General features: G+C 46.6%; 24 protein-coding genes. 7 read left to right on the forward strand and 17 right to left on the reverse strand.

The window, feature by feature from the left end:
- Positions 1-127: 127 nt before the first annotated feature.
- Both A3849_RS26560 and A3849_RS26565 read left to right on the forward strand, forming a co-directional pair.
- A complete protein-coding gene (locus A3849_RS26560) occupies positions 128-676 on the forward strand; it encodes a TetR/AcrR family transcriptional regulator (protein ID WP_074114098.1) in 549 nt (182 codons plus the stop codon).
- A gap of 106 nt (positions 677-782) precedes the next feature.
- Positions 783-1,958, forward strand: a complete 1,176-nt coding sequence (locus A3849_RS26565; protein ID WP_074114099.1) for a serine hydrolase domain-containing protein — start codon at positions 783-785, stop codon at positions 1,956-1,958.
- 24 nt (positions 1,959-1,982) lie between these two features.
- Here the strand turns inward: A3849_RS26565 and A3849_RS26570 are convergent, their stop codons facing one another.
- Entirely contained in the window at positions 1,983-2,894 is a 912-nt protein-coding gene (locus tag A3849_RS26570; RefSeq protein ID WP_074114100.1) for a glycerophosphodiester phosphodiesterase family protein, read from the reverse strand.
- A gap of 181 nt (positions 2,895-3,075) precedes the next feature.
- Positions 3,076-4,776, reverse strand: a complete 1,701-nt coding sequence (locus tag A3849_RS26575) for an ABC transporter substrate-binding protein (protein WP_074114101.1) — start codon at positions 4,774-4,776, stop codon at positions 3,076-3,078.
- Positions 4,777-4,919: 143 nt separating this feature from the next.
- Between A3849_RS26575 and A3849_RS26580 the strand changes: the two genes are divergently transcribed.
- Positions 4,920-5,786, forward strand: coding sequence for a helix-turn-helix domain-containing protein (locus A3849_RS26580; RefSeq protein ID WP_074114126.1), 867 nt, complete (start codon positions 4,920-4,922; stop codon positions 5,784-5,786).
- Here A3849_RS26580 and A3849_RS26585 read toward each other — a convergent pair.
- The 5 genes from A3849_RS26585 to A3849_RS26600 form a co-directional block, all read right to left on the reverse strand.
- Complete coding sequence (locus tag A3849_RS26585) at positions 5,781-8,615, reverse strand: glycoside hydrolase family 3 protein (RefSeq protein WP_256700931.1); 2,835 nt, start codon at positions 8,613-8,615, stop codon at positions 5,781-5,783. The genes A3849_RS26580 and A3849_RS26585 overlap by 6 nt on opposite strands.
- A gap of 28 nt (positions 8,616-8,643) precedes the next feature.
- Positions 8,644-10,155, reverse strand: coding sequence for a glycoside hydrolase family 43 protein (locus A3849_RS26590; protein ID WP_074114102.1), 1,512 nt, complete (start codon positions 10,153-10,155; stop codon positions 8,644-8,646).
- 236 nt (positions 10,156-10,391) lie between these two features.
- Complete coding sequence (locus tag A3849_RS33725) at positions 10,392-10,520, reverse strand: DUF6254 family protein (protein ID WP_244169897.1); 129 nt, start codon at positions 10,518-10,520, stop codon at positions 10,392-10,394.
- Between the two features lie 74 nt (positions 10,521-10,594).
- Positions 10,595-11,575 (reverse strand): aldo/keto reductase, encoded by a 981-nt coding sequence (locus A3849_RS26595; RefSeq protein WP_074114103.1) that lies wholly within the window; start codon positions 11,573-11,575, stop codon positions 10,595-10,597.
- A 19-nt stretch (positions 11,576-11,594) separates the two neighbouring features.
- Entirely contained in the window at positions 11,595-11,990 is a 396-nt protein-coding gene (locus tag A3849_RS26600) for a cupin domain-containing protein (RefSeq protein WP_074084400.1), read from the reverse strand.
- 242 nt (positions 11,991-12,232) lie between these two features.
- Here A3849_RS26600 and A3849_RS26605 point away from each other — a divergent pair, with 242 nt between their 5' ends.
- Entirely contained in the window at positions 12,233-12,781 is a 549-nt protein-coding gene (locus A3849_RS26605; protein ID WP_074114104.1) for a TetR/AcrR family transcriptional regulator, read from the forward strand.
- Positions 12,782-12,807: 26 nt separating this feature from the next.
- On the opposite strand, the gene A3849_RS26610 is transcribed toward A3849_RS26605, so the two are convergent.
- Positions 12,808-13,728 carry an ArsR/SmtB family transcription factor gene (locus A3849_RS26610; RefSeq protein ID WP_074114105.1) on the reverse strand — a complete coding sequence of 307 codons (921 nt, stop codon included), beginning with the start codon at positions 13,726-13,728 and terminating at the stop codon, positions 12,808-12,810.
- Between the two features lie 171 nt (positions 13,729-13,899).
- Here A3849_RS26610 and A3849_RS26615 point away from each other — a divergent pair, with 171 nt between their 5' ends.
- Entirely contained in the window at positions 13,900-15,399 is a 1,500-nt protein-coding gene (locus A3849_RS26615; RefSeq protein WP_074114106.1) for a glycoside hydrolase family 43 protein, read from the forward strand.
- Positions 15,400-15,468: 69 nt separating this feature from the next.
- On the opposite strand, the gene A3849_RS26620 is transcribed toward A3849_RS26615, so the two are convergent.
- The 5 genes from A3849_RS26620 to A3849_RS26640 form a co-directional block, all read right to left on the reverse strand.
- Entirely contained in the window at positions 15,469-15,777 is a 309-nt protein-coding gene (locus tag A3849_RS26620; RefSeq protein WP_074114107.1) for a hypothetical protein, read from the reverse strand.
- Positions 15,778-16,031: 254 nt separating this feature from the next.
- The gene (locus A3849_RS26625; protein ID WP_074114108.1) at positions 16,032-16,775 is read right to left on the reverse strand and encodes an amino acid ABC transporter ATP-binding protein; all 744 of its coding nucleotides are present in this window, start codon (positions 16,773-16,775) and stop codon (positions 16,032-16,034) included.
- 15 nt (positions 16,776-16,790) lie between these two features.
- Complete coding sequence (locus A3849_RS26630) at positions 16,791-17,450, reverse strand: amino acid ABC transporter permease (protein ID WP_074114109.1); 660 nt, start codon at positions 17,448-17,450, stop codon at positions 16,791-16,793.
- A gap of 30 nt (positions 17,451-17,480) precedes the next feature.
- Positions 17,481-18,251: an amino acid ABC transporter substrate-binding protein gene (locus tag A3849_RS26635; protein WP_074114110.1), complete on the reverse strand. Its 771-nt coding sequence runs from the start codon at positions 18,249-18,251 to the stop codon at positions 17,481-17,483.
- A 289-nt stretch (positions 18,252-18,540) separates the two neighbouring features.
- Positions 18,541-19,416, reverse strand: coding sequence for a LysR family transcriptional regulator (locus A3849_RS26640; protein ID WP_074114111.1), 876 nt, complete (start codon positions 19,414-19,416; stop codon positions 18,541-18,543).
- A 115-nt stretch (positions 19,417-19,531) separates the two neighbouring features.
- Here A3849_RS26640 and A3849_RS26645 point away from each other — a divergent pair, with 115 nt between their 5' ends.
- Positions 19,532-20,914: an MFS transporter gene (locus A3849_RS26645; RefSeq protein ID WP_074114112.1), complete on the forward strand. Its 1,383-nt coding sequence runs from the start codon at positions 19,532-19,534 to the stop codon at positions 20,912-20,914.
- Positions 20,915-20,945: 31 nt separating this feature from the next.
- Here A3849_RS26645 and A3849_RS26650 read toward each other — a convergent pair whose 3' ends face one another.
- The 3 genes from A3849_RS26650 to A3849_RS26660 form a co-directional block, all read right to left on the reverse strand.
- A complete protein-coding gene (locus A3849_RS26650; RefSeq protein WP_074114128.1) occupies positions 20,946-21,302 on the reverse strand; it encodes an MmcQ/YjbR family DNA-binding protein in 357 nt (118 codons plus the stop codon).
- Between the two features lie 127 nt (positions 21,303-21,429).
- On the reverse strand, positions 21,430-22,428 hold the full coding sequence (locus A3849_RS26655) for a histidinol phosphate phosphatase domain-containing protein (protein WP_074114113.1): 999 nt from the start codon (positions 22,426-22,428) through the stop codon (positions 21,430-21,432).
- Between the two features lie 36 nt (positions 22,429-22,464).
- The gene (locus A3849_RS26660) at positions 22,465-23,364 is read right to left on the reverse strand and encodes a metallophosphoesterase family protein (protein WP_074114114.1); all 900 of its coding nucleotides are present in this window, start codon (positions 23,362-23,364) and stop codon (positions 22,465-22,467) included.
- Between the two features lie 317 nt (positions 23,365-23,681).
- Between A3849_RS26660 and A3849_RS26665 the strand changes: the two genes are divergently transcribed.
- Positions 23,682-24,395, forward strand: coding sequence for a YwiC-like family protein (locus tag A3849_RS26665; RefSeq protein WP_074114115.1), 714 nt, complete (start codon positions 23,682-23,684; stop codon positions 24,393-24,395).
- A 73-nt stretch (positions 24,396-24,468) separates the two neighbouring features.
- On the opposite strand, the gene ilvB is transcribed toward A3849_RS26665, so the two are convergent.
- Positions 24,469-26,145: a biosynthetic-type acetolactate synthase large subunit gene (gene ilvB, locus A3849_RS26670; protein ID WP_074114116.1), complete on the reverse strand. Its 1,677-nt coding sequence runs from the start codon at positions 26,143-26,145 to the stop codon at positions 24,469-24,471.
- Position 26,146: the final 1 nt, after the last annotated feature.

Consider the following 26,146-nt stretch of genomic DNA (forward strand, 5'->3'; position numbering starts at 1 on the left):
CAACTCATGTCCATTATTATATAGTTAAAAAGTCTATGTTCAATGATCAAAAAGACGGTTTTTGTTGATTTATAAACAAATCTATCAATACTATTCATGATCTAAGAAAGTGTGGTGGTCATTTACGATGGGAAAAGTGGATCGCAGAATTCTCAAAACCCAAGAATCTTTAAAAAATGCTGTAATTGAACTCATGACGGAGAAGAATTTTGATGATATTACCATTCAGGAGCTGGCAGACCGGGCAAATGTCAACCGTGGTACTATTTATCTTCATTATCAGGACAAATTTGATTTGCTGGATCAGCTCATAGAATTACATATTGATGAATTAGGGGAGATGGATGCCTGGGCATGTGAGTTGAATTGGGTTGATGCTCTTGTACCTTATTTCGAATATTTTGAGAAAAACTATTTGTTTTTTTCAACGATGCTCGCAAGCAAAGGAACACCCTCCTCTTTTAGGACGCGGCTCCTTGCTTCTTTTATGAAAGGATTCCAAGGTGAGATTGACAGGGAAAGCGATAGGAACGCTGCTTTAAGTGATGAAGTGATGCTGCAATATGCAGGGACAGCGTATGTTGGAGTCATCGAATGGTGGATCAGGAATGGGATGCCGTATCCTCCACATGAGATGGCGAAGCAAGTGGGGGCTCTATTAGAGAGAAGCCTGTAATCCATATACTATACAATTGGCACAAAAGCGTTTAATATTCACTTTAGTCAATTATAAAGCTAGCTTTGATTAAGGGAACTTATCAGGAGAGGGAGTTATAAGAAATATGCTGGAGTCAAACACAATCAACCTATTAAAAAAAACACTGAGGGCAAGTATCGATACCAAGGAAATCGCTGGCGCGAACTTTATGGTGATCAAGGACGGCAACGAAGTCTTTTATCATGAAGATGGCTTGGCCGACCTTGAGTCGGGACGCCCTGTTTCAAGAAATTCGATTTTCCGTCTATATTCGATGACAAAGCCGGTTACTGCCACATCCGTTATGATGCTCCTGGAACGCGGCGAAATTGACTTGTTCGATCCTGTAAGCCGGTATATTCCCGGTTTCAAAAATCAACGGGTTGAGAAAAACGGCGAACTGGTACCCGTCAGCCGGGATGTCACCATTCACGACTTGCTGAATATGACATCAGGACTGGTATACGGCGGAACCGACACAGCCGGACAGCAGACAGATATATTGTTCCAGGAACTGGACAGCCGCTTACATAGTGACAATCCAATGAGCACAATGGAATTCGCAAACCGCCTGGGTCAAGGCCCCCTGTCGTTCGAGCCGGGATCGTACTGGCAATACGGAACGTCAGCGGACATCCTTGGCGCCATTGTAGAATCGGTTAGCGGCATGCGGTACGGGCAATTTTTGAAAAAAGAGATATTGGAGCCGCTGGAAATGAATGATACCGGTTTCTGGCTGCCTGAAGAAAAAAGAGACCGTCTTGCGAAAGTCTATCAGGATGACGGTGAAGGCGGCTTGAAGGTGTACACGGACAGCCATTTGGGCATCAACCACCATATGAACTGTGAACCTGTATTTGAGTCGGGCGGTGCGGGACTAGTCTCTACCATTGACGATGCCGCTAAATTTACAACGATGCTTATGAAACAGGGGAGCTATAATGGCGTTCAATTGCTTAAGCCTAGAACCGTTCAATATATGACTTCGGCTAATTTGACGGATGGGCAGCAAAAAGGCTTTGATACTTGGCATTCATTGCAGGGCCACAGCTACGGCAACCAGATGCGCATCATGACCCAGACCGGGAAAGCCGGTTTTATCGGGAGCAAAGGTGAATACGGCTGGGATGGCTGGCTGGGGGCATATTTCAGCAATAGTCCGCAAGATGGTCTGACCGTACTGTTTATGGTCCAGAAAAAAGATGCCGGAACGATGGCGATCACGCGTAAGCTGCGCAATATCGTCTTCAGCAGCTTGTAAGGGCGCCCCCCTACATCAATCGCGTTACCACTTGGCATTCTTTCGGTTCGTTTCAATGACTTCAAGAAAACGGTCAGGGAAATTAGTATATACCCCGTCCACACCCCATAGATAGGCTTTATTCATGTTGAGCTGGTAATTCACTGTATATGGCATCACTTTGAGTCCGGCCCGCTTCAACTGCGCCACATAGGCCGAAGTGATTCCGTGGAAGTTGGGGCTAATTCCGACAGCGTAGGATTTCACATCCTTCAGAAAAGATGCTGAGACTCTCACCTCGGAATAATCATTCCAAACGAGTTGATAGAGCGGAATTTCCGGGTTTATTGTATGAAATTTACGTAAACTGGCTCTACTGAATGAATGAATGGACACCACATTCTCCAATTCATATTTCATAATATATTCGTTTAATAAGGATTCAATATTAGTCTCATTAGTTGAATCCTTGATTTCGAGGATATAGCCGATATTTTTTCCGAAAGTGTCGAATACCTCATCCAGTGTGGGAATGGGTGTCGCTGCATATTTCTCTCTGGCAAACATCGGATAAGCCTCATTGAACCATGAACCTGCGTCCAGGCGTCTAATCTGTGCTAAAGTCATGTTTCTTACATATCCTTTGCCATTTGTTGTGCGATTGACGGTCTCATCATGAATCACGACAGGAATATGATCTTTGGTTAAGTGAATGTCGAGTTCAATATAATCCGACTTCATTTCAAGCGCCAGCTCAAAGGCAGGCATTGTGTTCTCAGGAGCATATCCGGAAGCACCGCGATGGGCAATCGTAGATACGTTATCCGGAGGATCGATAATTCCTTTAACTTTAACCCGAATGGACGGGGAGTACGCGTACAGTGTCACAAACAAGGAAATAAACAATAAAACATGTATCCCGATAAAATAAGCTTTATGCCTGAAAATCTTCATCATTCTGTTGTCCCCATTTTCCTATAACCTTTATTGACGTAAATATTATCTTAACAGTTCAAATGCTTGAAATCCACTGATGCACTTGTTCAAATCTTCAGAACACTCTGGAGGTTTGGAAGATATACAGACATAAAGACCCTCACCTTATTACAGGTAAGGGTCTTGCGTATGCTTACTTGTCTTATTTAATATCCTTGCCCGTAAAAAGTGAAACTCTTGCTTTCACCAGCTCGGTATATTCCTTCTCCATTTTCTCTGCTCCAACTTTGTTTAATTCGTCGAGGAATGCATCATATATTTTGTCAAAGTCTGCCGGGCTAGAGAGAATGGCCTCTGGAATACGTTTGTGGACAATATCTTGGGTCTTCTGATAAATGACCTGATAATCTCCATCCGTCGGAACCTGCATGTTATACAGTGCCCCCCACTCTTTGACGGGGAACTCATCCTCGGCCGGGAACAGATCCTTCCAGGTTGTCGCTTTATATGCCGCTAATGCTTCCTTCTCAGCATCCGAGTAACTCGCGATGATCTGTTCCGGGAAGTTCGTAGTATAGTAATTACCTGTTGAGTCCTTTACACCGTCTCCATAACGAACTCCGAAAATTGTATATAGATCGATGCCTGTATGTTTCCCGAAATTGGCCGAATCATTCACCTTCTGATTGCGGATCTCATCCGGGATCACACGTACTCCATTCTCAATATTGTACTGTTTGCCTTCCACGCCCCAATTTCGCAATACCTGGCCTTCATCAGAGGATAACCAGTCTATGAATTTGATGGCGCGAACCGGGTCTTTGCAGGCTGTAGTAATGCTGATACCATAACCGTCAACTCCGATGGCCTGGAGGGTGTTATCTTTGTATTGCTCGCCCATCGTCACCGGAAAATGACCATACGAATATTCATCTTTACCTGCTGATTTCAGAGCATTCTCCGCATCTCCATACTCCCATTCTACAGAAGTAAGACCCAGTACTCGCCCGCTGGAGATTTTTGATTTATACTGATCATCTTTTTCCACAAAAGAATCCTTATCCAGCAGTCCTTCGTTATACATTTGATTCAGCCAGCGGAAGTAATCTTTTTCTTCCGGACGTTTGTAGTGCAGCATGGTTTGATAGGTTTCCGGAACCACATAGTATTCACCGTCACCTGCACCACCCGTAGTCGCCGCGGCTTGATTGGTTACGGTAATCATACTCTTCCAGCCATCCGCATTGAGCAATAACGGAATCGTCGGCTGTCCATCCGTTGTCGGATGTTTAGCCACATATTCTTTGAGGACGCTTTCAAATTGCTGAACGGTCTTAATCTCCGGATATCCTAATTCTTTGAGTACACGAAGCTGAACTTCAAAACCGCTCGTAACGTCAAAATACTGCTGGTCAACACCTGTGTTGGTGGGTATCGAATAGATAGCCTGGTTTTCGTTGCTGTATTTCATACGGTTCATATCCTTGCTCATGACCTTTTTAATGTTTGGAGCATATTTGTCGATAAGATCCGTCAAATCGATAATCGCTCCTGCATCCACCAGTTTGCCAAGCTCTCCTTTGGCGTAAATGATATCTGGATAATCTCCGCTGGCAGCCATTAAAGAGATTCTGTCCCCTCCGCCATTGCCTACATCAAATTCGGCATTAAGGGTGACTCCGGTTTTTGCGGTGATTTCTTTCCCTACATCATCTTGCATGTTATTCCAGTTCGGATTCGCATCCGCTCCAAAAAATGAAAACGTTATGGGGCTGGTATCACTGCCGGTGTTGCCATTTGCGGTATTCACAGTATTGTTTTTTGAGCTGCTGCAGCCTGCCGATAGAAGAAGTGCACTTGCTAAAAGTGCTATTCCGCAGGTCTTGGGCAATTGTTGAATCATGGTCTTCATTTCCCCCTTTTGGTGTGTTAAGAGTGGCTGTTTTCGTCTTTATTTTAACTTTTGATCCTAGGGAAAACCTTGATAATCAAGTCACAAAATAGCATAATATAGACATGAACAACAATGGATTGGGTGATATTATTTTGAGCAATGTATATTTAAACTGGTTTACGACCGATGAACAGTTTCCATTCTTCATTCAGTATGGAGGACATGATGAGGAAATGTCCCTCCATAAGCATGTCGATTTCTCTGAGCTGGTCATCGTGTTAAACGGTCATGCTACACATATCGTTAACAATGAAGAATCATTTATCAAGAAAGGAAATGTATTTGTCCTGAACGGCGGGACTCATCACGCCTATAAGGCCCCGCACGAATTCAAGATTTGCAACATCATGTACAAGCCGGATATGTTGAAGTCTGCCGGACCGGATTTACGGTCCTTGGATGGTTATCAGGCGCTTTTCATTTTGGAACCGTTCTACCGCAGCATTAATCCGTACAAAAGCAAACTGAGCATGTCGATAGCCAGCCTTGAATATGTCACAGCTCTAGTTTCGGTTATGATTAAAGAATATGAAACGAAGCAACAAGGTTATCAGACCATGCTCGCTTCCAGGTTCATGGAGCTTGTTGTATATCTGTCCAGGCAGTATGACCACCAGGAGAACGGCGTAGCCAACAGTCTGATGCATCTGGCCAGTGCAATTTCTTACATTGAGGACCACTACCTGGAACAAGTGACTCTGGAGGAGATTGCGTCCAAATCAGACATATCTGTCAGACATTTAAACCGGATTTTCCAGTCGTATTACCGGACGACACCGATTGCTTATCTACACCGGCTGCGTTTGGAACGTGCCTGCACACTGCTTAAGCAGACAAACCATTCCATTACGGATATTTCATACGAGTGTGGATTTAATGACAGCAATTACCTCACACGCCAATTCAAAAAAAACTTCGGCATGACCCCGAAAGCATTTCGTAAAATGCAAGAATCATAGCAGCTGCAGACAGAACGAGCTGATCTGTACATCACCTTTGAGGTGCAGGTACAGCTTGCGCTGTTCCGATATTTCCAACCGGAATGGAACCTCACATTCTGCAGTCGTCCATGCCTGGGTACCACCAGTCGGCAGAACTAGACAGACCGCTATAGGATCACCAGCAGGAGAATCAAGTGTCAATGATATCTCGCCGCCTTGGATGTTCCCGCTAACCCGGGCCATGAACTTCACCGGCCATTCGTTTAGATCTACATCATGAAAAGCAATCCAGCCACTGCCTGCAACGGGGCGGATACTCTCTCCCCCTTCCCGGCATTCATCTAAATAAATGTTCTTATAATCATCATAATTAACCGCTTTAACCCATTCTCCAAGTGAGCGTGCAGGGATCTTTTCGCCTTCCACATGCAGTGTAGTCATCGAAAAAATCTTGGAAGAGGATGACCCGGCCATGAGCGTATACATCCCTTTCTCCACACAATACCGCTCGCGGGTTACGTCCCAGAATGCCAGGTCTTGCACCTTTAAGGAGAACTGAACGGTTTTGGATTCTCCCGGGAGTAGATAGATCCGATCAAAACCCATCAATGTTTTCAGTGGACGTGTAACTCGTGAGTTATCGGCTCGAATATAGAGCTGAACGACTTCATCCCCAGGCCTGCTACCGGAATTACAAACATGGATTGATACTAGAAAAGTCTCATTCTCTTTGAGAACCTCACGGCCCAGATTCAACTCACCGTATTTAAAGTCTGTGTAGCTCATTCCATGACCAAAGGGGTACAGCACTTCTTCATCGAAATACTGATAGGTACGTTTACCTTTGATAATGTCGTAATTCATAAGATCGGGTAATTGATCCATGGAACTGTACCATGTCATGTTCAACCTGCCTGCAGGATTGTAATCGCCAAAAAGTACATCGGCTACAGCATGTCCAAGCTCTTGACCGGCATGCGATGTGAAAATAATTGACGGGACGTGCTTATTTTCCCAGTTCACCGCAAAAGGATAGCTGCCTACGATTACGACGATGGTCTTAGGGTTCACCGCCCGGGCCGCTTGAATGAGTTCAAGTTGAGCAGGTGGAAGTGTGATATCTGGACGATCAATCGTCTCTTTACCATTGATATAGGGGTTGTTGCCTACGAACACAATAGCCGTCTCTGCTTCTTTTGCCAACTTTATGGCTTTTTCAATGCCATGGTTCACGATCTCCATGACAAATTCGCCTTGACCTTCTGAAGCTTTTAAAAGCCCGTGGACGTCGGGGATAATAGGTTTGTCATGCCATGATCTCATCGTAAAGGAACCCTTTTCCAGCGCTTCGAATCTGAACGTTTCCTTGACGAACCATCCTCCAACGGCTTCTGCAGTTGCAGTCAAAAAACCATCTTCGCTTACTGTAACAAATTTATGGCTGTCCACTTCCCGAAGTGTGAAGCTACCAAAGCCCCAGTCGCTGCACTCAAACACTGTCGCTTCAGCTGCAACGTTGCCATCTGCCACTAGAACAGCAGAATCATCTCCGGAATCACGCAGACACACATATTTCCCGCTGGTAGAAGTGCGGATACGGATTTGGTCCATTCCCGTTGTATATCCAACCGTACGATCCTGCATTTTTTCCGAAATGCCTTGGAGCGGGGTAATGCGATAGGGAGGCGTACCGCTATATGCATCAGTGAACGCTTCATCAGCCAGCGGTCCGATTACCGCTATTGAATCCAGTTCTCGCCTAAGTGGCAGTAAACCATCATTTTTCAACAAAACAATAGATTCTTGGGCTGCTGCAAGTGATAAGGCATTATGCTCTGACGAACACAATGTCTCCTCTGGAACATGGCTGTAAGGATTTCGCTCTGGAGGATCAAATTCACCCAGGCGGAACCGAACACGGAACGTATTTCTTAAGGCGCGGTTAAGGTCTTCTTCCGTCAGAAATCCTTGATCCAGTGCATCATGAAGCGCTTGAAAAGATACTGGTTGATCATCCGTTATATTATCAATACCAGCTTTGATCGAGCCTGCTACTGCTTTTGCATAAGAATCGGTGTAGTGATGATCTGTCACCGTTCCCAGAACATCCCCGGCATCGCTAACGACAAAGCCGTCCATGTTCCACTCGCCTTTGACGATCTCATTCACCTCATGATTCAAATTGCATGGAATTCCGTTAACTCCGTTGTATGCAGTCATTATAGATGCCGCCCGGCCATCCCGGATGGCTGGTTCAAATGCCTTCAAATAATACTCGCGTTTATTACGCGGGTCGATACTGATTGATGCGCTGCCACGGTACAATTCATTATTGTTTGCGTAAAAATGCTTTAATGTTGCGACTGCCTTGTAATAGAAAGGGTCGTCTCCCTGAAGACCTTGGACCAGACTGGTTGTCAGCCTTCCCGTCAAGAATGGATCTTCTCCATAACCTTCTTCGGTACGGCCCCATCGTGGGTCCCGCTCCAAGTCTACCGTTGGCGCCCAAATGGTTAACCCATTAATGGATGAGTTGCGCTGATAGTACACCCTGGCCTCATCGCCAATGACGGAACCGATTTTTTGGAGAAGTCCGGGATTCCAGGTGCAGGCAAGCCCTATGTTCTGGGGAAAAACAGTTGCTTCGCCCAGCCAGGCTACCCCATGCGCTCCCTCCGTGCCGTGCTTGTACTTCTGCAAACCAAGACGCGGAATGTCCGCCTGGTACTGGCACATGAGTTCTATTTTCTCATCCAGAGTAAGACGCATGATCAAGTCATCGATCCTCACTGGCAGGGACAAATCCGGGTTCTGATAAGGAAATTGTGTTGCTGCTCTGTTCATCATCTAATTCCCTCCTACGGAACCATACATCCTATTGAAATGGCTCATAATCGAACCAGTCAAATGATGCAGGAGCGGGGTTCTGTGCTTCCGAGATTGCATACATCGCGGCCATTACTCCCACAAACCCGCCGGCAACTTCAGTTGAGAGAAGATGTGTTTCTCCCCATCCCATTTCTATTTCGCCCGTCTGTGAAGATCGGATTGAAGCCACAAATTTCTCAGGCAGCGCTTGAAACTGGAGCTCAATCGCTCCTTCGGGACAATCGCGCAGCTCTACCAACTGCATGGAGCCGACTGTCCGCCGGAAGATCACCTTCTTACGGCCCTGAATGAACTTTATAGCCAGATCGTAATGATGATCTTCATCCATGTACATTGTTAATCCCGCTTCTTCTCCTTCATGCTGTGGTTCAAACTCCAGCTTAGCCACAGCCCTGCAGGAAAAGTGACACAGACGTCGTCCTACAAAAGCAGGAGTCCCAACCTCATCTAAGGATGCCGCTTGTCCATAGAGAACAAGATAGCCCTTGCGTTCCGTCAATGACCAGCTCCCCCCAGCAGGGTTGCGCAAAAAAGTCCACATCATATCCAGCTTTTCATTATCGAAGTCGTCTCTGGGCGGCTTATCCGGCCACAACACTTGAGGAAGCTTCGGAGCATCCATGACTGGTTCAATATGCGTATTATTGCCTACAACGGGCCATCCGTCAGATGTCCAATTCACAGGTGCAAGGAATACCTCTCTACCCAGATGATGTCCCATAGGGTAAGACACCGTTCTTATCCCCAAGCACACAGCCCACCAAGTTCCGTCATGAGCTTCAATTAGATCCGCATGCCCCGTTGCATGTATGCCGTTTCCCATGCTTCGATTCGTAAGAATCGGATTATGAGGGCATGGTTCAAAGGGTCCAAAGGGTTGAGCACTTCTTGCAATCGTTTCCATATGTCCGAATTCGGTCCCCCCTTCGGCGATCATCAGATAATATAGTCCGTTGATTTTATATAAATGCGGACCTTCGGGATGAGCCCCTCCAGTACCTTTCCATATCAAGCGGCTTTCTGACCGTCTGCCTCCGGTCTCCATATCAATCTCGCATTGATAGATGCCGTCGCCTTCAACACCCGTCGTTGGAGACTGTAAATATACGCGGCCGTCGTCATCAAACAATAGAGAGGGATCGATACCCTTCTGGGCAACCTGTACCGGCTCCGACCAGGGTCCTTCGGGGTTTTGTGCCTTGACAAAGAAACTACCGCCCCCGCTAACATTAGTGGTCACCATATAAAACCAGCCGTCGTGGTACCGGAGGGTTGGTGCGTAGATTCCGCCTGAACTCCATGCGCCTGTTAGTGGAAGCTGTTGCTCTGTAGTAAGACAATGACCGATCTGCCGCCAATGAACCAGATCCTTACTATGAAAGATAGGAACCCCTGGAAAATATTCAAACGAACTTGTGACTAAGTAATAATCTTCGCCTACACGGCAAATACTGGGGTCAGGATGAAAGCCCGGTATTACGGGATTGGTGTACTGCATAAATCCGCACTCCTGTCTATTTTTTATACAGATTCAAACACTCTGTTCACTCCAAATTGTAGTACACTTTCACTTAGCCAAACCTTCATTTTCAAGTCATAGGAATAGCATGATCTAGTCATTGCACTTGATAAAAACACAAAAAAAGAAATCGCCCTGGAGCGATTTCTTATCAGTCCCGAAATGACTTAATGAAAAAAGACCGCCAGCGCACTCTCCTGGCAGTCTTCCTTCCCTTACAAAGTAGTATGCTTCTCTTCATATTCGCTGGACAATACCTTAAGCGATTTGATTTTACCATGGGGATGCTGTTCTTGCTTTCGTGACTTCCAGGCAGCTTCTTTCCTTCTCATCTGGTGAGCCATACAAGAATCCTCCTCGGGAAACTGAGATGTATACTACATCCTTATGATGTCGTTCCCAAGCCGCGTTCATTCATTTACTGCGCTCCAACTATTGGATGCGGAATATAAAGTTCTTCTAGGAATGAAACTTCTTCCGCGGATAATTTCACCGGCAGAGCACCAACTGCATCTTCCAGTTGCGATAGCTTCGTCGCGCCGATAATAGGAGCAGCTATAGATTCTTTCTGCAGCAGCCACGCTAGAGCAATATGAATGCGGGGTACGCCGAGTTTTTCTGCAAGTGAAGCCACACGTTCAATGATTAGGCGGTCTGCAGCTGCACTAGAATCGTATTTGGCTTTTTGAATGAGATCGGTTTCGGATCTATGTGTGCTATCCGACCAATCGCGGATCAGTCTTCCTGAGGCCAGAGGACTATAAGGTGTCACAGCAATTTTGTAGTCCTTGCAGAGCGGCATCATCTCCCTTTCCTCTTCCCGGTAAATGAGATTAAGATGATTTTGCATGGATACAAAACGAGTCCAGCCATTGTTCTCCGCTACGTGTAACGCCTTTTGAAATTGCCATGCGTACATGGCAGAAGCACCGATATATCTGGCCTTCCCGGACTTCACTACATCGTGCATAGCTTCCATAGTTTCTTCAATTGGCGTATCGTAGTCCCAGCGGTGAATGATATAGAGGTCTACATAATCAGTTCCTAGCCGCTTCAAGCTTTTGTCGATTTCGCTCATTATAGCCTTACGGGACAGCCCCGAACCATTTGGACCTTGATGCATGCGTCCCCAAACCTTTGTGGCGAGAACAATTTCATCCCGGTTCGCATAATCCTTCAGAGCCCGTCCAATAATCTCCTCACTGGTTCCGTTTGCATAGACATTCGCTGTATCAAAAAAGTTAATCCCGAGCTCAAGAGCTCTTTTTATGATAGGGCGGCTGTTATCCTCATCAAGCACCCATTGATGCCCTCCCGGCAGTACACTTCCAAAACTCATACACCCCAGACAAATCCGCGATACGTCCATTCCTGTATGGCCAAATTTGATATATTCCACAGGTCTAACCTCCTCTTTCCTACAATTCATCAAACCATGCATCATCGACGGCTTCGAACCAATCCGTGGTTCCTGGGGTCATAGCCAGGTGCACAAACCAGCTGTCCTTAGTCGCACCATGCCAATGCTTCACGTTAGGCGGAATATTGACCACATCACCAGTTGTGAGTGAACGGGCGGGTTTGCCTTCTTCCTGATACCAGCCATTGCCGCCTGTAACTAACAGAACCTGTCCAACCTGATGAGCATGCCAGTTATTGCGGGCCCCTGGAGCAAAGGTTACATTGCCGATCACGGTATTCAGAGGCGCTGGATCTGTAAATACCATTTGCAGATAAGCGTCACCCGTAAAATATGCTTGTACCTTCTCTCCTAACGGGAAAATGGTACTATTGCTGAGTTGTTCATTTTTCATTATTATGTCCTCCATTCTGTTAATAGATGAAATCATGACCAGTCTTATTTTTATTTTGAATGGATACTTAATGTGTTCTTGTCTATTATTATAAAGATATTGAAGACCTTGCCAATTGTTAATGGCCTACGATTTGTTCATTAATGAACGAAATACTAGAAATTGATCATTTTATATTAATATACAGTTGTTTATAATTATAAATATGCACAGAATAAACAAATGAAAGATCGGAGAGCAATATGCCTAAAGTGGATAGAAGAATCCTTAAAACGCAGGAAGCATTAAAAACAGCAATCATTGAACTGATGTCTGAAAAAAGTTTTAACGATATAACCATTCAGGACCTTTCGGATAAAGCAAACGTCAGCCGCGGCACAATATACCTGCACTACATGGATAAATACGATTTGCTGGATAAATTAATTGAAGTACACATTAATGAACTGCGGGAAAGATGCGAAGCGGCCGCGGATCTGGATTTTGTAACAGGGTCCGTAGTTTGGACGGAGTACTTTGAGCGTAACTATGCATTTTTCTCCACGATGCTGGCGAGTAAAGGTGCGCCCTATTTCCGCAGCCGGTTCCAGGAATTTCTTATTGAAGAGTTCCAAGCAGAAGTGGATAACACCCAAGGGAAAAACGAAGGGTTACATAAAGATCTTGTTGTTCAATTCGTGGCTTCCTCCTATGTGGGTGTAGTCGAATGGTGGTTTACGAACGAAAGACCTGTAACCCACCTAGTACTGGCAGAACAGTTGGGAACTTTGCTCGAAAGAATTTGTGAGTAGAAAAAGCCGCCAGCAGAAGGTGGCTTTTAATTCATAGATGATTCGCTAAGGTATACACGAATTACAATATCCTGATCGTGATTGCCGAAACCGGCTCCATAGAGCGTCAATCCGCCTACATTTACGGAATCCTCTTCAACCGCGAAACGAAGGGTCCAGAATTGTTCCTTCAGCTTGATATCATCAACAGTTACATCCGACATCCACTCTCCATCAATAAACGTACCTGAAGCGTCAATGCGGATCGTCTTCAATAGTCCGTATTGATTCACATTCCGATGCCACCATTTCGGCGTATATATTCCCCTGGCGGCTCGTCCGAAGTCTGCCGGGCTTGTCCACATTCCTAGTGAGACACCGTTAAACGTGAACCGGATATCTGAAGGCCAATAATCGCGCAGGCCCGGCGCTTCAGAAGCCATTTCCATCGAAATCTCGATAGCCTCTGGCGTTTGATCCGGAAGCAGATAGTTAGGTGTTTTATACTCAACGTAACCCCTCCCGAACCACAAAATGGCAGCGTGAACCCGCTCAGGGTCAAGAAAGTAGCGCGGATCGTCCCAAACTCCGATTTCTTTCTCGTGTGTGCCAAGTCCGCAAGTAGGATGAACTTCAAATGCGGTATAATGACCGACTGAAATGGTTTGTTCTCTGCTCTTCGAAGCTCGGCTGGCGGATGCCAGCTCGATCTCGATGTTTTTTTGTGTAAGGAAGCACATTTTGTGCGTCCCTCCGTTTAGACGGACCCTGCGGCTCCCGATTAATCCGGCTTGCTCAAGTTTCCGTATGTGCATGGTAACGATGGAGGGGCTAAGCTCAAGCGTAGCTGCAATATCTTTTACATTCATTTCGTTATCGGCAATCAAACCCATAATCCGCCACCGTACTTCGCTTGCCAGCGCTTCATATAACGCCATGAATTTCGGTTCCCCGTTCGCTTTTAACATGAACAATCTCCTGACGTTACATATTGAAATCATATATATATTAATTTAATAAATTTACCACAAACCTTCAACCCTACTCCATTGAAAGTTTTTATCGTATGGTGTTTAATTTTCTTAGCAGCAAGGCTAGCTGAATTCTTACATATATGAATTTATAATGAGGTGGATAAAATGAAATATAATAATCCGGTCATCAAAGGGTTTTACCCTGACCCCAGCGTATGCAAAGTAGAAAACACTTATTATCTGGTATGCAGTTCCTTTCAGTATTTCCCCGGTGTTCCGATTTTCGAGAGCCAAGACCTGATAAATTGGACCCCAATCGGCCATTGTTTAACCCGGAAAAGCCAGGTTCAGCTGGGCAGTGTAAGCAGCTCCGGGGGTGTCTTTGCGCCAACCCTGCGTTACCATCAAGGCCGATTCTATATGACAACCACAAATGATACTACACATCAGAACTTTTATGTCTGGACCGATGATATTTATGGCGAATGGTCTGAACCTATACATGTCGATCAAGGAGGAATCGATCCGGATTTATATTTTGAAGACAGAAAAACGTATTTCATGAGCAATGGCACAGATGATGATGGAGTTGCCGGTATTGTCCAGTGTGAAATTGATATTGAATCCGGCCGCAAGCTGTCTCCAAGTCGTTCAATCTGGCAAGGTACAGGGGGACGTTATCTGGAAAGCCCTCATCTGTACAAAATAAATGGACGGTATTATCTGATGGCAGCTGAAGGCGGTACGGAATATGGCCATATGGTTACTTATGCGCGGGGAGATTCCCCTTCCGGCCCGTTTGAGGCCTATAGGAATAACCCTGTTTTGACAAATCGGAATTTAGGCGGTTACGAGCTTCAAGGCGTTGGCCACGGTGATCTGATCCAGGACCACGAAGGGAATTGGTGGCTCTTGCATCTGGGGTTCCGTCAGACGGGTCAGTATCTAACTTATCACCACTTGGGACGTGAAGTTTTCTTGACCCCGGTTACTTTTGACGAGGATGGATGGTTTACGGCAGGACATAATGGGACCACTCTATTAAGTTTCGAGACCGATCGTATCGCGGGTACCATCCGTCAGCAGGAGAAACAGCTCTTCACGTTCGAGAACACCGATTGGAATCTGGACTGGTGTTATCTCCGGCATCCGGATACAGAGCATTATGTGTTGGAATCCAATAAGATTAAGCTTAAGGGGACCGGTGTTACGCTGGATGTTCCTGCATCTCCGACCTTTATAGGCATTCGTCAAAAAGACTTCAACGCGGTTATTTCATGCGATATCAGCCTAACCGGTGGCGAAGCTGGCATTACAGTCTATATGGACGAAAACCACCATTATGATCTGGCATTGCGCGGACATCAAGGTGGATACGAGATCATTGAACGACTGAATATCGGTGATATTAAATCCATTGAAAGAACTATAGATCTGGACCGGAATAATCAGGCTACCTTGGTTATCAAATCTACTCCTACTCATTATCACTTCTACACTCAAGTTAATGGGACAGAAACCCTGCTTGGAGCTGCGCAGACGAGATATCTTTCCTCAGAAGTAGCGGGAGGATTTACAGGTGTACTTATCGGCTTGTATGCAGTTGGAGAACAGCCTGATTCCCACGCTGTTTTCACACGATTTAGCTGTGAGTATTTTAAGTAAAAAACAAAAAAAGCATCCGCCATGAGAGCGGATGCTTTTCTTACAATAGGAATCACTCGCTCTTCCAGTTCACCCTTCCACCACGTCCGCTCGCAGATCCGTAGCCACTTCAATCATTTTGGGAACGATAGCTTCGTTGGAAATGGCTACATACAAATCCCCCATATACAGCCGGAAAGGAATCTCCATATCCCCAAGTTTCCACATAAAAAAATCACCATCGATGGACATGATGCTATCTGCTCCTTGAATGGTAAGAACCTGCGAATACGAAAAGTCAGGTGAGGACGCAAAGTATTGTTTGCACTCTTCCAAAGAGATGCTTTGCACCTCATTATTTTCTTGCATCGATCGGGTTATACGAAAACGCTGATTCATTCTGTTGCCTCCTCTTCTACAAAGCCATATTTTCTCACTTTATAAGTCCACTGTCAAAACCATGCTATGTCCACGCTTGTCTGAATGTCCATCGAAGCACCTCCTTCAGCAGATCAATCTGAATGTTGCAAATCACATTCAGTTCAATAGTTTGTCCGGGGGAGAAGCGAGGATTATAAGCTGAAATCCTGGTCTCCGATAGACAAAGAAAGCACATAGCATCCGCTATGTACTTTCTTAATTTCCACTTGCGTTTAATCCCGGAACAAAAATGTCCGGGTCCGCTCCAGCTGCGGGTTGCCGAAGATCTCCTCCGGTGTGCCCGATTCGGCGATTTCCCCATTGTCCATAAAGAATACACGGTCTGCCACATCACGCGCAAAGTTCATCTCATGTGTGACGATAATCATCGTCATGTTCTCCTCTGCAAGCTGGCGGATGACACGCAGCACCTCGCCGGTCAGTTCGGGATCAAGTGCCGACGTAGGCTCGTCAAACAGCAGAATGTCCGGGTTGAGCATAAGTGCTCTGGCGATAGCCACCCGCTGCTTCTGCCCGCCTGACAGCATGGAGGGGTACACCTCTGCTTTATCAGCAAGACCTACCTTGGAGAGCAGTTCTCGGCTTTTAGCGGTTATATCCTGAGTGTTCTCCCGTTTCAGCGTTCTTGGCGCAAGTTCCAGGTTTCCCAGTACAGTGAGGTGAGGGAAAAGATTAAAGTGCTGAAACACCATGCCCATAGCTGAGGTGATTCCCCTAATGTCCGCACCACTGGCGTATTTGCCGTTCTCCACGAGCGGCTTGCCTTGAATAAAAATGCTCCCGCCGGTAACCTCTTCAAGATGTACAAGACTGCGGAGCATGGTGCTTTTTCCGGAGCCGGAAGGCCCGATCACCGCCACTACTTCTCCGGGTTTAACATCAAAGGTAATCTTTTTCAGCACATCGAGGCTGCCAAAAGATTTCTGTAATTGTTTTACTTCAATCATAGTACTCATAGCTAAACAGCCCTTCTACTCGTATTTGAAACGTTTCTCCAGAACCTTGAAGAATAGCGTAAGCACCAGTGTCATCAGCAAATAAATTACGCCTGCTACTACAAATGGGGTCACTGTAAAATCACGGTTCACTGCCGTTTTTGCAAAATTCAACAACTCAGGTACAGCTACCGCATATAGCAAAGCAGTATCCTTGACCAGGGTAATCGACTCGTTGGCTACCGCAGGCAGCGCCACCCGGAACATTTGAGCGAGAATCACTTTGCGCAGGGTTTGCCATTTGCTGAGCCCAAGCACCTTGGCGGCCTCATGTTGCCCCTTATCAATCGATAGCATTCCGCCACGGAAAATCTCGGCAAAATATGCACCATAATTAAGGATAAACCCAAGGCTGGCTGCGACGAAACGGTCCATGACCAGATATTGCCCAATCACGGGAATCTGCGGCAGGCCGAAGCAGAAGAACAACAGCTGCAGCAAGAGTGGTGTTCCGCGCATAACGTAGATATAAGTGTGTGCGATCCAGGCCAGCGGCTTGAGGGCACTTTTGGCCATCAGTGTGACAATCATCCCGAGTGGAATGGACAGCAGTATCACTATCAGGAACAGCAAGACGGTCGTCCGTGCTCCCTCCAGCATCGGCCCGGAAATCTTAATAATATAGTCAATATTCATGTCTTTCACCCGACTCCTAAAGGAAACAATCTATTTAAGTACTTTATTTTCTCCAAACCACTTCGTTGAGATCTCAGCTGCCGTTCCGTCACTGTTCAATTCATCCAGAGCCTTCTGCAGTTCAGTCAGCAGTGCTTCATTGCCTTTCTTAATGCCGATGCCGTATTGCTCAGGAGCAAGGGATTCATCCAGCAGCTTGTAAGAGTTCGGTTCCTTGGACATATAATATCTTGCCACCACTTCATCAATGACCACTCCATCCAGGCGTCCGGACTTCAGGTCCGTCAGGGCAAGCACATTATCCGTGAATTCGGAAACCCCAGAAAGCTTGGCCTTGATGGGGCTGGCCTCCAGGGCATCGGCGGCCGACGAAAGGCTCTGCAGTCCGACTTCTTTTCCGGCCAGATCATCCAGCTTGGACAGTGTTGAACCCGCCAGCACGACTACAACCTGGCTGTTCTCCAGATAAGGCTTGGTAAATAAGACCTTCTCCTTACGCTCGTCTGTTATGGTGTACCCGTTCCAAATCATATCAATGCGTCCGCTGTTCAGCTCCGATTCCTTGGCTGACCAGTCTATTGGCTGGAAGGTAACCTTTTTGCCCATTTTCTCAGCTGCCGCTTTCGCATAATCAATATCAAAACCGACAATTTCATTGTTATCATCTCTGAAGCCCATCGGTGCAAACTTATCATCTATACCGATCACCAGCTTGCCGTCCTTACTGCCTGAACTGGAGCAGCCCGCTATTACAGTAATAGCCATTACAACTAACAATACCAATATTCCTCTTCGCTTCATCTCTCAAATCCCCCTAGTAGATAACACATTGGATCATGTGCTTTAGTTCGGTAACACGTTATCAGTTTATCATGATAACATATCATGTGAGCTGCGTCGATAGAGAAGAGAAACACTTCTGTGTCAATATAAATCCGCAAACTGTTGCTCTAGATATCCGGATGCTGCTAGGGATAAACATGATTTCCCATAATTCAGGAAGGAGCCTAGTGACATAGTGAGAAGCCCCCCCGGCTATGCCTGGGGGGCTTCTCGTATATTCTTTAGTTAATAATGAACCTGCTGGAATTCAACACATCGACCGGAAATATTCCACAACCACCTCACGGAATTCCAGAGCAGCCTGCGAAATGTAGCGGCTTTTGTGCCATAATAATGCGATTTCTCGTACCATTTCGTGATCCTCCACTTGAATATAGTGGATGTGTTCCCGTGAGTTCCGTGCACTGTTTGGTATGAAGGCTATTCCAATTTCCGCTTCCACAAGAGCGCTTAACCTTGCAGGTTCGTCTCCCTCATATACATATTGGGGTACAAATCCAGCAGATTCGCAAACCGCATCAACTTTATCACGTGTCCCGTAGCCTCTCTTTACACCGACAAACCATTCATCCCTTAGTTCTATCAAGGATACCTTTTTTCGATTTGCCAGGTGATGCCCCTTAGGTACAGCGACAACGATCGGGTCCATGTATACAATTTGACATTCAATATCATCCCCTTGTACCGGAGGTGAAGACAAGCATACATCTACCGCTCCACTAAGAAGAAGTGCGACCATTTCCTGTGTGGCAAGCATTTGTACATGAAAATGAACAGAAGGCATCTTCTTCCGAAACTCCCGAAGGATATTGGGCAGCGAGCTTGCGGCGGTCACCGCCAGTTCCAGGGTCCTATGTTCCAGGTTAGCCAGATCTTTAATCTCCTGCTTGCCCTGTTCCAATTCAAACAAAGCCCGTTCTGCCCGGCGGAGAAATCCGCTTCCGAACTCATTCAACCGCAATCTTCTTCCGGTCCGGTCAAATAAGGGAACCCCCAAATCGTCCTCCAGACGGGCAATCGTTTTGCTCAGAGAGGATTGAGTAACGTGCAGACTTCGTGCAGCTTCAGTAACATGTTCCAGTCGAGCAACGGCGATAAAATATTGCAATTGAAGAAGTTCCATCTCTTCGCCTCCATTCATTCCCTCAGGTCAATGAAATCATAACATGAAATGCGTTGGAGTAAATACATGAAGTCAAGTAAGATAGGTTTAAAACAATACGGGGAGGAACTCACAAATGAATTCACGTAGCTGGTGGTTAATGATCTCCGTGGGATTGGGTATTCTCTTGAATCCACTTAACTCTTCGATGGTTTCGGTTGCGATTCCACGACTACAACAGGTGTTTCAGCTCGATTTCACACAAGTTTCCTGGGTTATTTTTTCTTTTTACATAGCGAGTGCTGTTGCACAACCTGTCATGGGAAAAGCCAGTGATTTATTCGGCCGCAGAAAAATATTCCTAACCGGGTTATGTGTTGCCTTCGCTGCCTCATTCTTAGCTCCACTGTCGCCTACCTTTGGGTGGCTTATCGTGTTCCGTATCGTGCAATCCATTGGAACAAGTATGATGGTTGCTGTTGGAATGGCCATTGTGCGAATTCATATCACAGAAAAGCAAGCGACGGCATTATCTGTTTTATCCATATTCCTATCCGGAGCAGCGGCTATTGGCCCCTTTATTGGCGGGGTAATCATTCATTGGTGGGATTGGCATGCTATCTTTTACGTCAATATTCCGTTTGTGTTGGTGAGCTTTCTAATGGCTTGGAGGACAATTCCTAAGGATGATCCGCGAGCAGCCATCGCAAGCAACAGGTCATTTCGGAACTGGGCACAGATGATTGATGTAACAGGTATCCTGCTTTTCACTACGGGTCTGGTTGCACTTCTCGTTGGATTACTGTCAGCAAAATCATCCGGGCATATCTCATGGCTGACGGTTACTGTCGGACTGCTTGGACTCATAGTCATTTGGGCTTTCGTCCGGCACGAGCTGCAAACAGCCTCACCTTTTATTCCCTTGCGCACATTTGGTCATTATCCTGCAATGACTTGGGTCAATATCGAATTCATGCTCGTCAATGTATTGTATTATTCAGTATTTTTCGGGCTTCCTTCCTATTTGCAAACGGTACGTCATGTCAGTGAATTCCATACAGGGATTCTGATGTTAACCTTAGGATTGTGCTCACTAGTGGTTTCTCCGCTGGCAGGACGTTGGATCGATCAATCGGGGGCAGGTCCGGCACTCTTGGTGTCTGCTATACTAATGACCTTGGGGTCCGTTTGGATCGTGTCATTGAATCAACATTCGCCAGTGATCAGCGTGTGTGTGGCTCTAGCTGTATTCGGAATAAGTAACGGGCTGAATAATGTCGGTATGCAAGCCGCCCTGTTCAAAAGCTCACCGAAAGAAATAATCGGAGTCGCATCCGGTTTGTTCAATACATCCAGATACCTTGGAACGATTCTCTCCTCATTATTGATAGGGATTGTCATGGGCGGAAAGTTCAGCTTCGGGGGATTCCGGGTGCTTGGGCTGATCCTCACGGGCGTTGCCTTGTCCTTGGTTGTCATGAGCCTGCGTCGCCGGAGGTCAGGGCAGGTGCAAGAGTAGGATCCATTTATACGATATTAAGCCTATAACATTAATTCTCCAGTATGGAGTTTTGGAGGCTTTTAGGGAGGGTTTTAACCACTAAAAGATAAGAGTGGTCGATCATAGCAAATAGATCAGGCTCGGGTACGGAACCATCAAGGGTTATTGAATTCCAGTGTTTTTTGTTCATATGGTAACCTGGACGAACATTTGCATACTGTTCTCTTAGATTATCCGCAATTACAGGATCACATTTCAGGTTGATAATGGTGTGCTTCTCAATATTCTCAAAAATCAGAGCAAACATTTTGTCTTTAATTTTAATCACCAAGGGCTCAGGTCCGAAGGGGTACTCTTTGGTTGCCCCTTTTTTCTGTAAACAGTATTCAATTATATTCGTTTTCATTGTGCTCTCCATCTAAGCAACTCTCCTCTACCGAACTTGTGTATTCTATTATAACCGATCACAAAAAACATACCCAACTATTACAAAACGAGCCTTTCTTCAAGAAGAAAGACTCGCCATGTATTCGTTATTCCAGCCCGTGCCGGCTCCTCTGCCGGTTATGGAAGGTTACAATATCCCGTATCCCCGCCTGCTTCAGAAGTCCGAGCTGCTGATCCGTATAGCCGCCAAGGTCTTCAGGAAAATGGGCATCGGTTGAGGTCGTGAACAGCACGCCTTTGGCCGCCAATACCGCCAGGAAAGCCGGGCTTGGGCACATTTCCTGAATCGGATAACGGTACACCATACCTGCGTTAATCTCTGTGGCTGTATCATGTGCAATCAGCAGATCCGCAATTCGCTCATACGATGACAGCAGCCGTTGCTCGTCGGGGCGATAGTTGAAGGCTTTGAGGTTATCCAGGTGGGCAACAATATCGAACAAGCGTGAAGTGATCGCATTTCCGACGATTTCGAAGAACCGGTCGTACAGTGCCTCCAGATCGAATTGTTCAAAATACGTTTGCGTCGCTGGATTGTCAAAGCCCCAACCATCTACAAAATGCACTGAGCCGATAACATAGTCATACGGCTGTTCCGCCAATATACGGCTTAGCTCCTGCTCGCAGCCCGGAAAATAGTCCGCTTCGATACCGAGCCGCAGCTCAATGCCCTCATGCCGCCATTTCTCCTTTTGAAGCTGAATACACCGTACAAAATCGTCCGAATCTGCCATGCATACCTGGTCCAGCCATTCCCGCTGCAAACGGCCTATCCAGGTATCATCCAGGATCATATGTTTTTCATAATAGGCTTTATATTTCGTGAACCGGTACAGATGATCAACGATCCCGACAGTCTGAAGGCCTCTCTTCTTGGCTTGCTCCAGATACAGGTCCAGCCACTCTGTAGTAAAAGCTCCGCCCGCGATGCGCCGTTCCAATAGACGGAAGCTCTCCTCCATCCAAGACAGTGTATGTATCTGCTCACTGCTGCCTTTCATAGCTGTAAGACTCTCAAGCGTACGTTGCAGCCACCTTGGTGAATAGGGTCCTTCTTCCAGATGGAGATGAAAATCTACCTTCATTTCGTATACCCTCCTGTTGTCTCTATCCATGCTAGGCTACACTATACTGCCATCCTCCAGCCTGATCCAAGTCTCGAAACGCCGCTCCCCTTCCAGGAGTTGTATAACCCGTGCGCCGCGTTGCAAAGCCCCGTAAGTGTTATGCCCGGTCACCCGGCCATAGGCCAGTGTTATCCCGTGCAGTACGCCTATGTAATCATTGTCGTGATCATGTCCGGCGAAGGCTGCCATCACATCCCCCGCTTCCAGCATCGCTGCGAACCAGCCGCTGTTCACTTTGGAGCAGCAGACCATTTCGCCTTTTCTCCCGGCTACACGCCCCGACTGCCACACCTCATTGTATTCGGGAATAGGAATATGCATAAAAGCCAGAGCAGGCAGTATTCCGCCGTTTCTCTCACGAATCTTAGCAGATTCCCGGGAATACCATTCGACTTGACTCGGATGAATCCAGGCATACCCTCCAATAGCAGCAGGCGCATATTCACCCGAATCCACGAAATACAGTGCCGCCGACTCCCTGTCTCCAGCATGGCTGTAGAGAGGTAGCACATAATTTCCAGTACCTTGCACCTCTTCCGGTCCCGCTTCAGCTACACATAACTCATATTCCTTCAAAATCGCCTGGAGCTCTGCCCGTGTAACCCCCTTCTCCGTATCGTGGTTGCCATAGATCACGGCAAACGGCGTCCCGGCCTGTACCGCTACCTCAATAACCCGCCGGAAGGTGGCCTTAGGGTCCACTGTATCAACGCTGTAAATCAGGTCACCGCTGAACACAACCAGATCCGGCTGCTCAGTTTCCAGAATGCGCTGCATAAGCGCCAGTGTCCGGGCATCGCGCTCCGGCTCGATTCCATCCTGGAGATGGATATCGGTAAACTGTACCATTTTAAAAGTTCCATCCGTATGAAAGGTAAGATGTCGGTTATTCATAGTAAGCCTCCTGAAATCCGGGTGATCACTTATGTGATCCCAAGTTGTTCTTTTGTGCTTTTTCGTTGTTTTGTGTGGCTTTTATTTTAAAATAGCACTAATGGATAAGCGAACGCAAGTATTTTTTTCCACGTAGGGTAGTTATATTGCGAAAGACCTTCTGCGGCGATACTGGAAATCCTGTTTGCACGTGCTTATCGTGATAAGTTAGCGAAATCAGCAGTGTGTGCTTGGAATCACTAAATAGTGCCCTGAAGGGTCGTATATTTATAGTGCCGGGGAAATACAGCATCTTATGATACAGGAGGTATGTAATATTGAAAAAGTATATTCCTAATCAACACGGGGCATGGGCTATGCTGATTCTCCCTTTTTTGTTAGGGATGGCAGCCTCACGGGCGCTATTCCTCCATATACCTTTGTTCATTTGCTGGCTGCTGATTTATTTATTCATCTTCCAGCTGCTGCAAGGGGTCCGAACGAGACGGTTTAACAGGATTCTCAAGCCGCTCCAAGTGTATGGCCTGTTGCTCCTCCCTTTTATCATTTATCTGGTTGTTGCCGAGCCTCGTCTTCTCTGGTTTGCACTACTGGCACTCCCTCTTTTTGCTGTAAATCTGTACTATGCCAGAACCAAAAACGAACGGGCGCTGCTTAACGATATCTCAGGTATTCTGCTGTTCTGCCTGATGCTTTTTCCCGTATTTTATATTGGCGGCGGAACAAACTGGGAAACGGCTGCCGAATTGTTTATTCTAGCATTCCTATATTTCGCAGGTACTGCCTTATATGTAAAAACAATTATTCGTGAGAAAAATAATCCGCAGTATTATTACGCATCGGTCATATATCACTGTCTATTCCTGCTTACGGGAGTGATCCTGTTCCCATCCTTAGTCTTCCCCCTGTTGATTCTGCTGGCACGCGCAGCGGGCCTTCCAAGAACCAAGATTACAGCCAAACGGACCGGAATGCTGGAAATTGTCTTTTCAGTCATGCTGTACATATCAGTGATTGTTTTATATTTCTAACCATAGAAATCTCCCGGGAAGCAAAGAAGCGGACTCCGATTGCCGGAACCCGCTTCTTCATATTGTGATGCCGCTACTCTTCGATCATGTCGTGATTCCCGGCCCCCGGGGGAACGATGGGATATACATTAGATTCTTCGGTAATATCAAATTCCATGATTACTACACCCTTGGTGTGAAAGGCTTCTTCAATCATGCACTCTGCTTCTTCCAAGCTCTGTGCCCGAAATCCGTGAGCGCCAAAAGATTTGGCTAGTGCCACAAAGTCTGGTGAACTGATGTGCACTGCAGAATACCTTCGCCCAAGAAACAGCTGCTGCCACTGTCTAACCATCCCCAGATATCCATTCTTAAGAATGGCAACCTTCAGATTAATCTCCAGATCCACAGCGGTCATGATCTCCTGCATATTCATCTGGAAGCTTCCATCCCCTGTGATACAGATGACATCCCGGCTGGGGTAAGCCACTGCGGCACCGATGGCTGCGGGTAATCCATAACCCATTGTTCCAAGTCCTCCGGAGGTTAGAAAAGAACGCGGTTCGGTAAAGTTATAATTCCTCGCTGTCCATATTTGATGCTGGCCTACATCGGTTGAAATGATGGCACTCCCGTCTGTAGCTGCATCAATACATTTAATTACATCCTGCGGAGTCAGTTTCGCTTCTGGTTGTGGGGAAGATTTAGAAGAACGCTTTATCCACTGCTGAATTTGTCTCTCCCAGGGGGAGATGTCACTCCTATGTATTTCTTCCATCAATCCGGCAAGCATCTCCGAGATGAGTCCTGTTATGGATAGGTCTACATTGATGTTCTTATTCAGTTCAGAGGAATCAATATCAACTTGTATTTTAAAAGAGCCGGGGGAGAATGACTTGCGGTTGCCTGTAACGCGGTCACTGAAGCGGACCCCAAGACATAATACCAAATCAGCTGCCTGCAATGCCCGATTTGCCGCTACAGTTCCGTGCATGCCCACCATACCTAAATGCTGGGGATGGTCGGAAGGCAAGGCACCGAGTCCCATTAAGGTGCTCGCAACCGGAAGGCGGAACCGCTCCACAAACTGTTTCAACCATCCGGGCGTATCCCCCGGCATACAGCCACCGCCTACGAGGACTAAAGGACGTTCCGCTTGATTGAATCGCTCTGCGGCAAGCTCAAGGCTACGGGCAGGGATTTGTAAATAAGGCTGATAGCCGCGGATATGTAAGGGTGGCGGAGACATTTCATTGTACAGCTTGTCCGCAACTATGGCTGTCATTATGTTCTTCGGCAGATCGATCAATACAGGACCGGGACGGCCTGACGTGGCTAAATAGAAGGCTTCATTTACAATCCGGTGAAGATCGCCAACCTCCCTAACTATATAATTATGTTTAGTAACCGGCATCGTCATTCCGTAAATATCCACTTCCTGGAAGCTGTCCAGACCGATTAATTCGGTAGCCACCTGACCAGTAAGGATAACCAATGGAATAGAATCCATAAACGCTGTTGCGATTCCGGTAATGGCGTTGGTTGCGCCAGGCCCGCTGGTGACGAGGGCAAGCCCTGGACGCCCCGTAGCCCTTGCGTAACCATCTGCGGCATGAACAGCCGCCTGCTCATGTCTTACCAATATATGCTGTATGGCTTTACAATCAAACAGTGCATCGTACAGAGGAAGCACGGCTCCGCCGGGATATCCAAAAATGGTTTCGACGTTCTTGTCAATCAATAGCTGAATCAGCAGTTCTGCTCCGTTCATG

The organism is Paenibacillus sp. P46E, assembly GCF_001909095.1.
GTDB classification, from domain to species: Bacteria; Bacillota; Bacilli; order Paenibacillales; family Paenibacillaceae; genus Paenibacillus_AQ; species Paenibacillus_AQ helianthi.